The following is a 15,322-nucleotide window of genomic DNA, read 5'->3' as shown; positions in this document are numbered from 1 at the left end:
AGGCCGAAGGAGACCTGCCATGCTGCGCCCCTTGTTCCTGTCATTGACCATCGCGCTCGCGGCCTCCGGCGTCGGGGCGGCGGAGATCACCGGCCGCTATGTGCTGGAAAAGGTCGAACAGGGCTTTCTGCGGCTCGATTCCCAGACCGGCGTGATGTCGCTCTGCGCGGTCTCCTCAGGCGTGTGGGAATGCACCGCCGTCAAGGACGAAGGCCTTGATGGGACTAAGGAATTGGGTCGGTTGCGAGATGAAAATGAGAGCCTGAAGAAGCGCCTGGCCGAGCTCGAAAAGGGGGGCGCTACAGCCAAGCTGCCGAGCGATCAGGAAGTCGATCGCATGATGGACATCTTCGGCAAGATGTTCGACCGCTTCCTCGATTTCGCTCGCGAAATGGACGGCAAGGACAAGAGCGGCACCCAGCTCTAATCCTTCATTCACTGCAGATCGGAATGGCAAGCCGCGGGCGGGGCTCGCGGCCCGGTTATGAATCTGCTTTCGGAATGAAGGGTTTAGCGTAAGTGTCGACATATTTTGCGACAATAGCGAATAATCGCTGGCTTAGGCATAAAGAAATCCATATTGTGTCGACATAATTCACTGCAGGGGAGGGGCGGCTTCGTGTCTGTTTCGATCAATAATGAGCGTCCAACGCCGGATGGCGTGCTTGTCGACATTGCCGACTATGTCCTGAATTATCGCATCGACAGCGCTCTGGCCTATGAGACGGCGCGCAACTGCCTGATTGACACGCTGGGCTGCGGTCTCGAGGCACTTGATTATCCGGCCTGCACCAAGCTGCTGGGCCCGGTCGTTCCGGGCACCATCGTTCCCCATGGCGCGCGCGTGCCGGGCACACCCTATCAACTCGATCCCATCCAGGCCGCCCTCAATATCGGCACCATGATCCGCTGGCTCGACTTCAACGATTGCTGGCTCGCGGCGGAATGGGGGCATCCTTCTGACAATCTCGGCGGCATCCTCGCCGTCGCCGACTGGCTGTCGCGCACGGCGATCGCCGCCGGGCGACCGCCTCTGACGATGCGCGACGTCCTCACCGCGATGATCAAGGCGCACGAGATCCAGGGCTGCTTCGCGCTCGAGAACTCGTTCAATAAGGTCGGCATCGACCATGTGATCCTCGTCAAGCTCGCCTCGACCGCCGTCGTTTCGGGTCTGCTTGGCCTCACGCGCGACGAGATCATCAACGCCCTGTCGCTCGTCTTCGTCGATGGCCAGGCGCTGCGCACCTATCGCCACGCGCCCAATGCCGGTTCGCGCAAGAGCTGGGCGGCGGGCGATGCGACCAGCCGCGCCGTGCGTCTGGCGCTCACCGCGAAGACCGGCGAGATGGGCTACCCTTCGGCACTCACCGCCAAGACCTGGGGCTTCTATGACGTCTCCTTCCGCGGCCAGCCCTTCCGCTTCCAGCGCCCCTATGGCTCCTATGTCATGGAGAACGTGCTGTTCAAGATTTCCTACCCGGCCGAATTCCATGCCCAGACCGCCGTCGAGGCGGCGATGTCCTTCCACGAGCAGCTGAAGCGGATGGGCCGCAGCAGCGACGACATCGCCAGGATCCACATCCGCACCCATGAGGCGGCGATCCGCATCATCGACAAGCGCGGGCCGTTGCACAATCCGGCCGATCGCGATCACACGATGCAGTATATGGTCGCCATCCCGTTGCTCTTCGGACGCCTGACTGCAGCCGATTATGAGGATGGCATCGCCGCCGATCCGCGCGTCGATGCGTTGCGCGCCAAGATGGAATGCGTCGAGGACGAGGCCTTCACCCGCGACTATCACGACCCCGACAAGCGCTCGATCTCGAATGCCATGACGCTGACGCTCAACGACGGCACCGTGCTGCCCGAGATCGTGGTCGAATATCCGATCGGCCATAAGCGCCGCCGTACCGACGGCATTCCGCTGCTCGAGGCGAAGTTCCGCACCAATCTGGCGCGCCGGTTCGTCGAGAAACGCCAGCGCCAGATTCTCGATGTCTCGCTCGACCAGAAGCGGCTCGAGAGCATGGCCGTCAATGACTATGTCGATCTTTATGTGAGCTGAGAAAGCCTCATGCCATATCTTCTCGGAACCGATATTCCGGACCAGCCCGCGGGCGAACGCTTCCGCGCGCTCGTCGAAGCGGGCGCCATCGTCCGGATGCCGGGCGCCCATAATGGCATGGCGGCACTTCAGGCGAAGGCCGCCGGCTTCACGGCGCTGTATCTGTCGGGCGCGGCGATGACCGCCTCGATGGGCTTGCCCGATCTCGGCATCATCACGGTCGATGAGGTCGCCTTCTTCATCCGCCAGATCGTGCGGGCTTCGGGCCTGCCGGTTCTGGTCGATGGCGACACCGGCTATGGCGAGGCCCTCAATGTCATGCACATGGTGCGCGTCTTCGAAGAGGCGGGCGCCGGTGCTGTGCAGATCGAGGATCAGCTCCTGCCGAAGAAATGCGGCCATCTCAACGACAAGAAGCTCGCCGAGGCCAATGATATGGCGGCCAAGGTCGCCGCCGCGCGGCGCGCACGCCGCCATCTCTACATCATTGCGCGTACCGACGCGGCGGCGAGCGAGGGCATCGACGGTGCCGTGGCGCGCGCCAGGCTTTATCTCGAGTCCGGCGCCGATGCGATCTTCCCCGAGGCGCTGACCTCGGCCGAGATGTTCCGTGAATTTGCGCGGCGCATGCCGGGTGTGCCGCTGCTCGCCAACATGACCGAGTTCGGCCGCACACCTTTCTTCACGGCATCCGAATTCGAGGAGATGGGCTACCGGATGGTGATCTGGCCGGTCTCCTCGCTGCGCGTGGCCAACAAGGCGCAGGAGAAGCTTTATGCGGCGCTCGCCAAGGACGGCGGCACGCATTCGATGATCGATGAAATGCAGACGCGCGCCGAGCTCTACGAGGCCATCGGTCTCGCTGACTATGAAGCACTCGATGCTTCGATCGTCGCGACCATCACGCCCGAAAGCATGCCGCAGCGCAAGCGCGGTTCGTGAGTACAACCATAACGGCCTCCGCGCCTGGCGCGGCAACAAGATGACCAGCCTAGGACAGTCCAAAGGCGGCATGAAAACAAAAGATGAGGAGACGATGCTCAAAAAATCATTTCTGACCGGCGTTATCGCGCTGGCCTTCAGTGCAGGATTGGCCGCGGCCGAACCGGCGAAAGTCCTGATCCCGGCCAATCCGGGCGGCGGCTGGGATGGCGCCGGCCGTGAGACCATGGCGGCCTTCAACAAATCCGGCGTGTTCACCGACGGCGTGTCCTTCACCAACAAGGGTGGTGCCGCGGGCACCATCGGGCTCGCCGAGTTCGTCCGCACCGCGGAAGGTGACGACAATGCGCTCCTGGTGACGGGCGTCATCATGGTGGGCGGCGTGATCAGCAACAAGACGCCGGTCTCGCTCGACAACACCACGCCTCTGGCGCGCATGACCAACGAATATAATGCGATCGCTGTTCCGGCCGATTCACCCATCAAGACTCCGCAAGACTTCCTCGCGGCGCTCAAGGCGGATCCGGGCGCGTTGTCGGTCGGCGGCGGCTCCGCCGGCGGCGTCGATCACGTGCTGCTGGCACTGCTCGCCAAGCAGGCGGGCGCACCGGTCGACAAGATCAATTTCGTCTCCTTCTCCGGCGGCGAGATCCTGGCGTCCCTGGGCGGCGGCAAGATCAAGGCCGCGATCTCAGGCGCTTCCGAATTCCGCGACTTCGCCAAATCGGGACGTATCCGCCTCATCGCCGTCACCGGCCCGACCCGTGTCGAAGGCCTCGACGTGCCGACCCTCAAGGAATCGGGCATCCCGATCGAGATCGGCAACTGGCGCGGCTTCGTCGGTGCCCCCGGCATGAGCGAGGCCGGCCGCAAGACCTGGCTCGATCGGTTCGAGAAACTACATGCGAGCGATGTCTGGAAAGAGGCGCTCAAGGCGCATGGCTGGGAAGACGCTTATCTCGCCGGTGACGAGTTCAAGGCCTTCATCAAGGCGGAAGAATCGAACTGGACGACCGCGCTCAAGGATGTCGGTATCCTGAAGTGATCTTGGAGCCCCGTTGGTATTTCACCGGCGGGGCCTTCAGCCAGGTGGAATGACAGGAGTCGTCATGTCTTCTCTTGATCAGCGGAAAGCCGCGCGTCCGTGGTGGCTGGGTGTCGCCGTCTTCGCGATGGGGGCGCTCTGGCTCTATGGCGCGGCGGGCATCGCCTCGACGACCAATTATATCGGCCTCGGGCCGGCGGCGATGGTCCAGGTCGCGGGTGGCGGCCTGGCGATCCTCGGCATCCTCCTCGTCATCCAGGCCTTGCGCGGCGAGACTTTCGCAGCCCAGGAGGAAGAGGGCGCCGATGCCGCCGCACCGCCTTCGCGTTCGGCCTTTCTGCTGGCGCTTGCCGGCGTGGCGATGCCTTTGCTCACCATGAAGATGCTGGGCTTTCCGATCACGGCGATGCTCGCTTTCACCCTGGTGACACATGCCTTCGGCTCGCGCCGCACGCTGCTCGATCTCGCCATCGGTGCCCTGATCGGGACATTCTCCTGGTATGGTTTCGAGTTGCTCGGCATCGAGCTCGGGCCCTTCATTCCTCTGCTCCGGTGAGATGATGGACATTCTGCAACAGCTCCTTGCCGGCTTTGCCATCGCCCTTCAGCCGATCAATCTGTTCTGGGCGCTGGTCGGCTGTCTGCTCGGCACCGCGATCGGTGTGTTGCCGGGCATCGGCCCGGCGCTGACCATCGCATTGCTCCTGCCGGTCACCGCGCAGGTGGCGCCCGAATCCGCCTTCATCATGTTTGCCGGCATTCTCTATGGCGCACTTTATGGCGGCTCTACTACGTCGATCCTGCTCAACATGCCGGGCGAGAGCGGCTCGGTGATGACGGCCATCGAAGGCAACCGCATGGCGCGCAATGGCCGCGGCGCCGCAGCCCTGGCGACATCGGCGATCGGCTCCTTCGTGGCGGGCACCCTCGGCACGCTGGCTTTGACCTTTCTGGCGCCCACCATTGCCGAGCTCGCTTTCATCTTCGGGCCTGAGGATTATTTCGCGCTGATGATCCTGTCCTTCACCTCGGTCGCGGTGGTGATGGGAACATCGAGGGTCAGGGGATTTACCGCGCTTTTCTTCGGCCTGGCCCTCGGCACGATCGGCATCGACACGCAGACCGGCCAGTCGCGCATGACCTTCGGCACGCTGGAGCTGCTCGACGGCATTTCTTTCACCGTCGTGCTGGTTTCACTCTTTGCCGTTGGCGAGACGCTTTACGTGGCGAGCCGGCAGACGCGCGCCGCCGGCGTCGTCTATCCGCTTAAGGGCGGCGCCTGGATGACGCGCGAGGATTGGAAACGCTCGTGGAAGCCATGGCTGCGCGGCGCCCTTATCGGCTTCCCGATCGGCTCGCTGCCGGCGGGCGGCACCGAAATTCCGACCTTCCTCTCTTACACGGTGGAGCGCCGCCTCAGCGAGAAGCCCGAGGAATTCGGCAATGGCGCCATCGAAGGCGTGGCCGGGCCCGAGGCCGCCAACAATGCCGCGGCGGCCGGCATATTGGTGCCGCTTCTGACCCTTGGTCTGCCTTCGACCGCGACGGCGGCGGTGCTGCTCGCCGCCTTTCAGAATTACGGCCTGCAGCCGGGGCCATTGCTTTTCGCCACCAATCCCGGCCTGCTCTGGGGCCTGATCGCCTCGCTGTTCGTCGGCAATGTCATCCTGCTCATTCTCAATCTGCCGCTGGTCGGCATGTGGGTGCGCCTGCTGCTCATCCCGAGGCCTTACATCTATGGCGGCATCGTCATCTTTGCGCTGGTCGGTGTGTGGGGCCTGTCCACGTCCTGGATGGATCTCTTGTTGATGTGCGGCATCGGCCTCATCGGTTATGTGGCGCGCGTTTATGATTTTCCCATCGCGCCGGCGCTGATCGGGCTCATTCTGGGGCCGCAGGCCGAAATTCAGCTGCGCCGCGCTTTGGCGGTGAGCCAGGGCGACTGGAGCGTGCTGGTCGGCACGCCGATCGCGGCGACATTGCTGGCGATCGCGGTGCTGGTGATTTTCCTGCCGTTCCTGGTCGCGAGATTCCGTGGGGCAATGCAGGAGTCCAAGGCGTGACGGCATCCGGCCGTCACGTCTTGGCTCATTCTTCGGAAACCTTCGCCAACTGCGCCGAACGCGCCGCTCCGCGCCGCTGCGGGCGCTGACTCTCCGCCGCCGCGGCCAGCGCCGTCTGCAGCGCCACCTTGGCGGACCGGATATGCCGGCGCATGAGGATTTCAGCGAGCTCGCCATCGCGCTGGACGATGGCATCGGTGATGCGCAGATGTTCCTTCCAGGCCTCGCGGCCGCGACCGGGCACGGTGCGATGGAGGCGCCGGCATAGTCTCAGGCGCGGATAAAAGTCATCGCACAGCAGCTTCGACAGGATGAGATTGCCGCTGCCCCTGGCGATGCGGATATGGAAATCCGTATCGGGCTCCTCCTGCAGATAGGCGCCGAGCGGATTGCGTTCGATCTCGCCGCGATGGCCGGCGACCAGTTGCTCGAGCGCCGCGACGTCGGCTTCGGCCATATTGCTGGCGGCAAGCCTTGCGGCCATGCCTTCAAGCGCCTCGCGCACATCGAGAAGGGCGAGGAACTCGGCGCCCGTCGGCTGCGAGACCCGCACCCCTTGATTGGCGACATAGGTCACGAGCCCGCGTTCCTGGAGCCGGCGGATGGCTTCGCGCACCGGCGCGCGACTCGCCCCATGCTGCGCTGCGATAGCGGGCTCGCTCAGTTTTTCGCCGGGTTGGATCTCACCGGCGAGAATAGCCCGGGTGAGTTCGTCATAGAGGCGCACCGTGAGGCCGAGTGAAGCCGCGTTGTCCTGCATAATGTCCTTCAGCCTGCAAACCCAGTCATCGGGATTATATAAAGCATCGGAGCCGAAAGCGCGCAGCGGTTTTGAGTAAATCCCGACGTTTAAACAAAGAAATAGGGTGCCGACGCGAGAACTGGGCGCGCTTCTCTGCCGAAATTGTATGATTAAAGTCACAGGATGAGGCGCGTCATTCACCCGTTTGTGACTTGAAACTGGACGGTGGTCCAGAAAAAGTGAGACCCGTCCATCCTCACGGGACGGACGGGTCCTTGGCACACGCAAGCTCGGGACGGCGACAGGAGCCGCGCGCGCCAACTGGTTCATACGAAGGGATCACGACAGGAAGCTCTGCTTCCCCGGCACATCAAGTTACCTGATGATCCCCCGCTGGATCGAGAGTCAGGTTGATCTCCGTTCGTGGTCACTTCGGGGTGAGACTGTGGCAAACATCGGGCATATTCGCGTCAGGACCAAGGACATTTGGTTGAATATTCAACTAAAAGCATCCGTAACGTTAATAAGCACAGAGGCGAGACCCGGTTCGGTGCCCGTATGTCCGGCTTCGGTGACGAGCTCGAAACGCGCTTTCGGCCAGGCTTTATGCAGCGCCCAGGCACTCGCCATGGGGGTCACCACGTCATAGCGGCCCTGGATGATGGCGCCCGGAATGTCCTTCACGCGCCAAACATCCTTCAGCAACTGACCATCCTCGCGGAAGAAGCCGTTATTGACGAAATAATGGCATTCGATGCGGGCGAAGGCATAGGCGAATCGGTCGTCGGCGGCCTGGGCGATGCGCTCTTTGTTCGGCAGCAGCGAAAGACAGGTGCTCTCCCACACGCTCCAGGCACGCGCGCAGGCCAGCAGGATAGCTTCATCCTTGCCGGTGAGGCGCTTGTGATAGGCGGCGATCATGTCATGCCGCTCGGCCTCGGGGATGGGCGCCTGATAGGCCTCGAAGGCATCGGGAAAAAGCCAGCCGGCGCCATCCTGATAAAACCAGCGCAGCTCCGCCTCGCGCAAGAGGAAGACACTGCGCAGGACGAGCTCGCTCACCCGCTCCGGATAGGTCTCGGCATAAACGAGGCCCAGCGTCGATCCCCAGGAGCCGCCCAGCACTTGCCAGCGCTCGATACCGAGCATCTTGCGCAGAGCCTCCATGTCGGCAACGAGGTCCCAGGTCGTGTTTTCGGCGAGCTCGCCGAAAGGTGTCGATCTCCCGCAGCCGCGCTGATCGAACAGAATGATGCGATAGGCCCGCGGATTGTGGAATCGGCGCAGGAAGGGCACGATGCCGCCGCCCGGCCCGCCATGCAGCACGACCACTGGCTTTCCGGTGGGATTGCCGCATTCTTCATAATAGATTTCGTGGAGGTCCGAGACCTTGAGCCTGCCGGTACGATAGGGCTCGATTTCGGGATAGAGCAGTCTGTGGGCGGTCATGCGGGCGAGCCTTGGCCTTTCGGAAGTGAAGCGATAGATTGCGGAAAAACAGAAAATGCCTGCCGGATTGGCGGGTGATGGGAGGAATGGGCGCAATGCCAATTTATAGGGTCATCATCGTCGATGATCATCCACTGTTTCGCGCCGCCTTGAAACAGGCCCTGAGCGGCGCCTTCAAGGGCATCGAGCTCGACGAGGCAGGAACCCTCGACGCGGTGACGGCGCGCCTCGACCGCGACAGCGACGTCGACCTGGTCCTGCTCGACCTCAAGATGCCGGGGGTTCAGGGGCTTTCCGGCCTCATGTTCCTGCGCGCCCAATATCCGGCCGTCCCGATCGCCATCGTCTCGGCGAGCGACGAGCCCCATATCATCCGCCGCGCCCTCGATCTCGGCGCCTCGGGCTTCATCCCGAAATCGCTCGCCGTCGAGGAGATGCGCCGGGCGGTGGCCGTCATTCTCGAAGGTGGCGTCTGGGCCCCGGAAGGTGTCGACGCCGCGAGCCCTGCCGACCGCGAAGGCGATGCGCTCGCCCAGCGCGTCGCCTCGCTGACGCCGCAGCAGATGCGCGTCCTCATGATGCTGAAGGAGGGACTGCTCAACAAGCAGATCGCCTTCCAGCTCGGTGTTTCGGAAGCCACCGTCAAGGCGCATGTCTCCGCCATTTTGCAGAAGCTCGATGTCGGCAGCCGCACCCAGGCGGTCATCGCCGCCGGCCGCATCGACGGCGAAAATCACGTGACGATGTCATAGCCTACAGGTCGCGACTCATGAGGACCTGCGCGACGCCATGAGACACGAAGCGCTCGGCAATGCGCCATCCGTACTTCAGATAGAGGTCTTCCGCATCGACCGTATATAAATGTAGCTTGCGTATGCCATTGCGACGCGCATGCTCTTCGATGGTTCGGATCAGATCGCGCGCCAAGCCCAGCCCGCGGAATTCAGGAGTGACATAGAGGCTGGCGAGCCATGGCGAGACGTCATGCAGAGGTTCGAGCTCGTGGAGAACCAGCAGGCAGATTCCGGCGATCCGACCGTCGGCGCGGGCGATGAGGGCGGTTTCGCATCCCTCGGGCGCTGTTGTGAGCTGACCAAGCTGCGCTTCGCTGTCCGCGATAGAAAACCCATCGTCCTTCAAGAATGCTTCATATCGCCATAGGGCGGTTATCCGCAGCTCTTCGGAACCGGCTTCGAGGGGTGTGATCGTGACTCGCATCTGGCTCCTATTCCGCCGCCTGTGCCTGCGCGGCGAATTGCGCCAGCGCGGCGCGCAGCGCTGCGGGCTTCACCGGCTTGCGCAGATACTGGACGCCTTGTTCGGCGGCGTTCTCCTGAACCAGGCGTGAGCGGTCGGCAGTGATGAGGATCGCCGGCACCTGCCGGCCGGCACGGCTGCGCAGGCGTTCGATCAGCTTGAGCCCGTCGTCGCTGTGCAGATGATAGTCGGCGAGGATCACGTCGACCCTGTCGGCTTCCGCTGCGAAGCGGTCGAGTGCCTCGGCCGCACTGCGCGCGGTGATCACGCGCGCGTCCCAGCCACCGAGCAGCGCCTGCATGGCCTCGAGGATCTGCGGCTCGTTATCGACGACGAAGATGGTGAGCCCGCCGATGCGGTTGCTGAGCCGGGACGCGGCGCGCGGACTGGTCTCCACCAGCTCGGTGCGCGCCGCGCGGGGCACGGTGATGGCGAAGCAGGAGCCGTGCCCGGGCCGCGAGACGAGGCGGAGCGGATGATTGAGCATCCTGGCGATGCGCTCGACGATCGAAAGGCCCAGACCCAGGCCGGGCTCGACGCCCTTGTCCTGGCCCAGGCGCTCGAATTCCTGGAAGATCACCGCTTGACTGTGCTCGGCGATGCCGGGGCCTGAATCATGCACTTCGATGCGTAAAGCATCGCCCTTACGGCGGCAGCCCATCAGCACTCGGCCGCTACGCGTATATTTGATCGCATTGGAAACGAGATTCTGCAGGACACGGCGCAACATCCGGCGGTCCGTATGCACCACCAGCGAGCACGGGATGACGGTCAGCGTAAGGCCGCGCTCAAGTGCCGCCGGCGCGAATTCGAGTTTGAGCGCCTTGAGCAGGTCATCGATCAGGAACACCGAGGGCTCGGGCTTGAGCGCGCCCGCATCGAGGCGCGATATATCGAGGAGGGCTGAAAGAATGTCTTCGACGGCGCCGAGCGAGGCGTCGACATTGCGTACCAGTTCGCCGCTTTCGCCCCTGACCTTGCGCTCGACGAGACTCGCGGTGAAAAGCCGCGCCGCATTGAGCGGCTGTAATATGTCGTGGCTCGCCGCCGCGATAAAGCGGGTCTTGCCGAGATTGGCGGCTTCCGCTTCCGACTTGGCATGCGCCAGCTCGCTGTTGAGGCGGGTCAGCTCCGCCGTGCGTTCCTCGACCCGCCGCTCCAGCGTCTCATTGGCGCGTTTCAAGGCCTCGGCCGCCTGCACCGACTGGGTGATGTCGGTGAAGGTCACCACATAGCCGCCGTCTTCCGGCATCTTGCTGGCATGGAGATCGAGCACCATACCGCGCCGGTCGAGATGCTCGACGAGCGGACCACGCGTCGCGGTGATCCGGTTCAAGCGGTCAAGACGCATCTGCGGCAGGCGCGCCGGCTCGATCGCCTGGGCGCGAAGCATCACATCGATCACTTCCTCGAGCGGCGTGCCGATGCGGCTCATATCGGCGGGCAGAGCGAGCAAGGTGCAGAAGCGCTCGTTCCAGCAGACGAGCCTGCCTTCGCTGTCGAACACCGCGATCCCCTGGCCGACATTATCGATCGCCGATTGCAGCAGGTCGCGGTTATATTGGATGGCGGCGGAGGCGTCGTCGAGGAGCTTCATGGCGCCGCGTGGGTTCTTGGAATGGCGCTCGAGCAGCAGCGCCATCACGAGGCGCGACGATGCGGTGCCGACCGCGCTCGCCAGCAGATGCTCGGCGAAGCGCAGCATGCGGATATCGGCTTCCGACTTGCGGTCATGCGGTATCTCGCGCTCTGCCGCCGCTTCGGCGAAGGCCCGCGAGGTGCGCTCGGCGCCGAGATAACGCGCCACCGTCGCTTCCACCTCGCCGACCGTTACCGCGGTGCGCCACAGCCGGAAGCCGGGGGCGACGCTGAGAGGCATGTCGCGGGTGAGAAAGACAGCCGCCTGCATGCGTTCGATCGGCGACGGCGCGCGCAGCAGCGACACCGCGACATAGACGGCGCTGTTGACGAGGAGGCTCCAGATGACGCCATGGGTCAAGGGATCGAAGGCGAGGTTGAACAGCATGCGCGGGCGGAACAGGCCGATGCCGAAAGGCCCATCCGTGATGAGGCTCCGGTCGATCCAGCCGGCATCGGCGAAGGAGGGCAGGAACAGCGTATAGGCCCACAGTGCGAAGCCGGCGGTGACGCCGGCCATGGCGCCCCGCGCCGTGCCGCGCTTCCAGACGAGGCCGCCAAAGAAGGCGGGCGCGAACTGCGCCACCGCGGCGAAGGAGATGAGGCCGATCTGGGCAAGCGCCGCGGTCGACCCGATCATGCGGTAATAGCTGTAAGCGAGAAGCAGGATGACGGCGATGGCGATGCGCCTTATGGCGATCAGCACCTGGCCCATGTCGTGATGAATCTGTGCCCGCTCCATGCGCCGGCGCAGCATGATCGGCATCACCAGATTGTTGCAGACCATGATCGAAAGCGCCACCGCCTCGACGATGACCATCGCGGTCGCCGCCGACAATCCACCCAGAAAGGCGATGAGCGCGAAGGTCGGACTGCCGGCGAGCACCGGCAAAGCGAGCACGAAAGTATCGCCATCGGTGGCGCCGGGCTGGAAATGCGCGAGGCCAGCAATCGCGATCGGCACCACGAAGATATTGATGGCGACGAGATAGAGCGGAAACAGCCAGGCGGCGCGTTTGATGTCGCGCGAGCTCGCATTCTCCACCACGGTCACGTGGAACTGGCGCGGCAGCAGCATGATGGCGATCATGGCGAGCAGCGTCTGGGTGAGCCACGAGCCGCCGGCGAAGCCTTTGCTGAACAGAGCGGAGATATCGGCCGTCTGCCGGACATGCTCGATGAGGGCGGAGGGACCGCCCATCATCGCGAAGGTGATGAAGAGGCCTACCGCGATGAAGGCGAAGAGCTTGACCACCGACTCGACCGCGATCGCCATGATCAGCCCGTCCTGATGCTCGGTCGTGTCGATATGGCGGGTGCCGAACAGCATGGCGAAGGCGGCCATGGCGGCGGTGACGAAGAAGGCGATGTCCTCGGTGATCGGCAAGGGCAGGGCGCCCGCCGTCGACCAGCCGGGCGCAGCCATCATGGTCTCGAGCGCGAAGGACACCGCTTTGAGCTGGATCGAGATGTAAGGAATGATGCCGACCGCGGCGATGAGGGCGACGATGGCCCCCAGCATCTCGTTCTTGCCGTAGCGCGCCGAGATGAAGTCGGCGATCGAGGTGATGTTCTGGCGCTTGGAGATGTCGACGATGGTCTGCAGCAGCTTCCAGCCGACCAGGAAGACCAGGATGGGGCCGATATAGATGGGCAGGAAATCGAGCCCGGAGCGCGAGGCGACGCCGACACTGCCGAAATAGGTCCAGGAGGTGCAGTATACTCCAAGCGACAGGGCATAGATGAAGGGCCGCGGTGTCCCGGGCGCGCGCCCGCGCGCCTGGCGGTCCCCGAAGCTCGCCACGGCGAACAGCAGGCCGACATAGGCGAGGCCGGCGAATAATACGGTCCAGCTATGGAACATCGGCCCTCAGGTCAGCTTTTTGTGCATCTTAGCGTGCAATCCGGCGAAGTGGAAACGCTCCGCCAAAGGGGATTCGCGGTCAATCAATGTCTTGGCGCAGTTCCTAATCACCAAAGTCCTTTGGCGGGATTTGCGCGGGGAATGTGCAGCCATGCCTTTCAACCGGAGCGTGACTGAGGTACAAATTCCTGGTTTGGGGGCCGGGCCAACCGGCGCATCATCTGAAAGGCAAACAAGATGAGCATGTGGCAAGAATTCAAGAGTTTCGCTTTCAAGGGCAATGCCTTCGATCTCGCGGTGGGCGTGATCATCGGCGCGGCGTTCGGCAAGATCGTCCAATCGATCGTGGACGATCTGATCATGCCGATCATCGGGTCTTTCGGCAGCCTGGATTTCAACAACTACTTCTTCGGCCTGTCCTCGGCCGTGAACGCGACCACCCTGGCCGCCGCCAAGGATCAGGGGCCGGTCCTCGCTTATGGCAGCTTCATCACCGCTCTGGTCAACTTCCTGATCGTGGCCTTCATCCTGTTCCAGCTGGTGAAGGTCTCCAACCGCATGCGCAAGGCCGAGCCGCCGGCGCCGCCTCCGGCCCCGACGCCGAGCGAGAAGCTCCTGGGCGAAATCCGCGACGCGCTGGTCAAAAAGTAGGCTTCCCGATATACCCTCGACCGGACCCGGGTGCTCGTCACCCGGGTTCTTTTTGGCCGGGACTTTCCAATGACCGCTCTTTCCGCCTCAGCCCTTCTCGCCAGCATCACCAAGGCCAGCCGCGATGAGCCCGATTCGGGCATCTCGGCCGCGGTCAATCACGGCATCGGGAGGCCCGGAATCATCCCGCTGTGGTCGGGCGAGGGCAATCTGCCGACGCCGGAAGCTTTCTGCCGTCCGGCGATCGAAAGCCTGCTCAAGGGCGAGACTTTCTATACCTGGCAGCGCGGCATCCCGCCTTTGCGTGAGGCTTTGGCGCGTTATCATAGCCGCCACTATGGCCGCGCCTTCGAGGCCGAGAATTTCTTCGTCACCGGCGGCGGCATGCAGGCGATCCAGACCATTCTGCAGATGATCGCGGGCGAGGGGGACGAGATCGTCCTGCCAACACCCGCCTGGCCCAATTATGCCGGCCCGATGCGGATGATGGGCGCCAAGCCCGTCGAAGTGGCGCTCGATTTCGCCAATGGCCGCTGGCATCTCGATCTCGACAAGCTCTTCGCGGCGATCACGCCCAAGAGCAAGGCGATCGTGCTCAATTCACCCTCCAATCCGGTGGGCTGGACGGCGAGCCTCGAGGATCTGAAGGCGGTACGTGACGAATGCCGCAAGCGCGGCCTGTGGATCGTCGGCGACGAAGTCTATTCGCGCTTTTATTATGGCGACAAAGGCGAGCCCCGGGCCCCGTCTTTTCTCGATATCTGCGACACCGAGGAGCGGCTTCTCCTCGCCAACACCTTCTCCAAGAATTGGGCGATGACCGGCTGGCGGGTCGGCTGGCTGCAGGCGCCGAAGGCTGTCGGTCCCGCCATCGAGCGCATCATCCAATACAACACGTCGGGCACCGCCGCCTTCCTGCAGCAGGGCTGCGCCGTGGCGCTCGATGAGGGCGAGGATTTCATCGCCGCGCAGGTCGTCAAGGCGCGCGCCAACCGCGATCTCGTCGCCGCCGCCTTGCGTGCGCATCCGCAAATCCGATTCGAATTGCCCCGCGGCGCTTTTTACATGTTCTTTGCGCTCGACGGCATGACCGACTCGCTCGCCACCACCTATCGCATCATCGATGAAGCCGGTGTCGGGCTCGCCCCCGGCGGCACCTTCGGCCCGGGTGGCGAAGGTTTCCTGCGCATGTGTTTCCTGCGCGATCCGGCGAAGCTCGGCGAAGCCATGGACCGCTTCGGCAAATGGCTGAAGACGTCGAAGCCGATTTGATCAAAACTTTTGCAGGCGCGAAGGCGTGCTGCCCGAACGGGCGCTGCATTGCACAATGCGAAGGCATAAGGTGATTTTCGAGTTCTGCTTCTGATTTTTAGGTTTTATATTTTACTGTTTAATATCAGATAGATATGAGAAATATTAGGTGCCTCGACCAGCTTGGCACGCCCGTTGCTATGAATACTGCATCGCAATATGTCGATTGGGGTTCCTCCCATCTCCTCAGGAAACAATTGCGCAAACTCAGGTGCTCGTGGGTTCCCCCCAACTTCGCACCAGGGGGCAGGCAGGTGAATGGTTGCGCCAGTCTGCCCCCGCCCATTTT

General features: G+C 63.3%; 13 protein-coding genes. 9 read left to right on the top strand and 4 right to left on the bottom strand.

The features are described from left to right. The first annotated feature begins 19 nt into the window (after positions 1 to 19). The 6 genes from JHL16_RS30590 (at position 20) to JHL16_RS30565 (ending at position 6,121) form a co-directional block, all read left to right on the top strand. Positions 20 to 427 carry a hypothetical protein gene (locus JHL16_RS30590; protein ID WP_200188652.1) on the top strand — a complete coding sequence of 136 codons (408 nt, stop codon included), beginning with the start codon at positions 20 to 22 and terminating at the stop codon, positions 425 to 427. A gap of 192 nt (positions 428 to 619) precedes the next feature. Continuing rightward, a complete protein-coding gene (locus JHL16_RS30585) occupies positions 620 to 2,071 on the top strand; it encodes a bifunctional 2-methylcitrate dehydratase/aconitate hydratase (protein ID WP_200188651.1) in 1,452 nt (483 codons plus the stop codon). A gap of 9 nt (positions 2,072 to 2,080) precedes the next feature. Next, a complete protein-coding gene (gene prpB / locus JHL16_RS30580; RefSeq protein ID WP_200188650.1) occupies positions 2,081 to 3,013 on the top strand; it encodes a methylisocitrate lyase in 933 nt (310 codons plus the stop codon). Between the two features lie 94 nt (positions 3,014 to 3,107). Continuing rightward, positions 3,108 to 4,058 carry a Bug family tripartite tricarboxylate transporter substrate binding protein gene (locus tag JHL16_RS30575; protein ID WP_200188649.1) on the top strand — a complete coding sequence of 317 codons (951 nt, stop codon included), beginning with the start codon at positions 3,108 to 3,110 and terminating at the stop codon, positions 4,056 to 4,058. Between the two features lie 64 nt (positions 4,059 to 4,122). After that, a complete protein-coding gene (locus JHL16_RS30570; RefSeq protein ID WP_200188648.1) occupies positions 4,123 to 4,614 on the top strand; it encodes a tripartite tricarboxylate transporter TctB family protein in 492 nt (163 codons plus the stop codon). A gap of 4 nt (positions 4,615 to 4,618) precedes the next feature. After that, complete coding sequence (locus JHL16_RS30565) at positions 4,619 to 6,121, top strand: tripartite tricarboxylate transporter permease (protein WP_200189634.1); 1,503 nt, start codon at positions 4,619 to 4,621, stop codon at positions 6,119 to 6,121. A 25-nt stretch (positions 6,122 to 6,146) separates the two neighbouring features. Here JHL16_RS30565 and JHL16_RS30560 read toward each other — a convergent pair whose 3' ends face one another. Together JHL16_RS30560 and pip are read right to left on the bottom strand one after the other, a co-directional pair. Next, positions 6,147 to 6,881, bottom strand: a complete 735-nt coding sequence (locus JHL16_RS30560; protein ID WP_200188647.1) for a GntR family transcriptional regulator — start codon at positions 6,879 to 6,881, stop codon at positions 6,147 to 6,149. 480 nt (positions 6,882 to 7,361) lie between these two features. After that, positions 7,362 to 8,312 (bottom strand): prolyl aminopeptidase, encoded by a 951-nt coding sequence (gene pip, locus JHL16_RS30555; protein ID WP_200188646.1) that lies wholly within the window; start codon positions 8,310 to 8,312, stop codon positions 7,362 to 7,364. A gap of 86 nt (positions 8,313 to 8,398) precedes the next feature. Between pip and JHL16_RS30550 the strand changes: the two genes are divergently transcribed. Next, positions 8,399 to 9,064: a response regulator transcription factor gene (locus tag JHL16_RS30550; protein WP_200188645.1), complete on the top strand. Its 666-nt coding sequence runs from the start codon at positions 8,399 to 8,401 to the stop codon at positions 9,062 to 9,064. Between the two features lies 1 nt (position 9,065). Here JHL16_RS30550 and JHL16_RS30545 read toward each other — a convergent pair whose 3' ends face one another. Both JHL16_RS30545 and JHL16_RS30540 read right to left on the bottom strand, forming a co-directional pair. Beyond that, on the bottom strand, positions 9,066 to 9,530 hold the full coding sequence (locus JHL16_RS30545; protein WP_246771216.1) for a GNAT family N-acetyltransferase: 465 nt from the start codon (positions 9,528 to 9,530) through the stop codon (positions 9,066 to 9,068). A 7-nt stretch (positions 9,531 to 9,537) separates the two neighbouring features. Then, complete coding sequence (locus tag JHL16_RS30540) at positions 9,538 to 13,071, bottom strand: hybrid sensor histidine kinase/response regulator (protein ID WP_200188644.1); 3,534 nt, start codon at positions 13,069 to 13,071, stop codon at positions 9,538 to 9,540. Between the two features lie 243 nt (positions 13,072 to 13,314). On the opposite strand from JHL16_RS30540, the gene mscL reads away from it, so the two are divergent. Both mscL and JHL16_RS30530 read left to right on the top strand, forming a co-directional pair. Then, on the top strand, positions 13,315 to 13,722 hold the full coding sequence (mscL, locus tag JHL16_RS30535; protein ID WP_200189632.1) for a large conductance mechanosensitive channel protein MscL: 408 nt from the start codon (positions 13,315 to 13,317) through the stop codon (positions 13,720 to 13,722). A gap of 69 nt (positions 13,723 to 13,791) precedes the next feature. After that, a complete protein-coding gene (locus JHL16_RS30530; RefSeq protein WP_200188643.1) occupies positions 13,792 to 14,994 on the top strand; it encodes a pyridoxal phosphate-dependent aminotransferase in 1,203 nt (400 codons plus the stop codon). Positions 14,995 to 15,322: the final 328 nt, after the last annotated feature.

Origin of the sequence: Taklimakanibacter albus, from assembly GCF_016595235.1 — a bacterium.
GTDB lineage: Bacteria > Pseudomonadota > Alphaproteobacteria > Rhizobiales > Aestuariivirgaceae > Taklimakanibacter > Taklimakanibacter albus.
The sequence above is the reverse complement of the archived record's forward strand: the minus strand, read 5'-3'. Positions and strand labels throughout refer to the sequence as shown.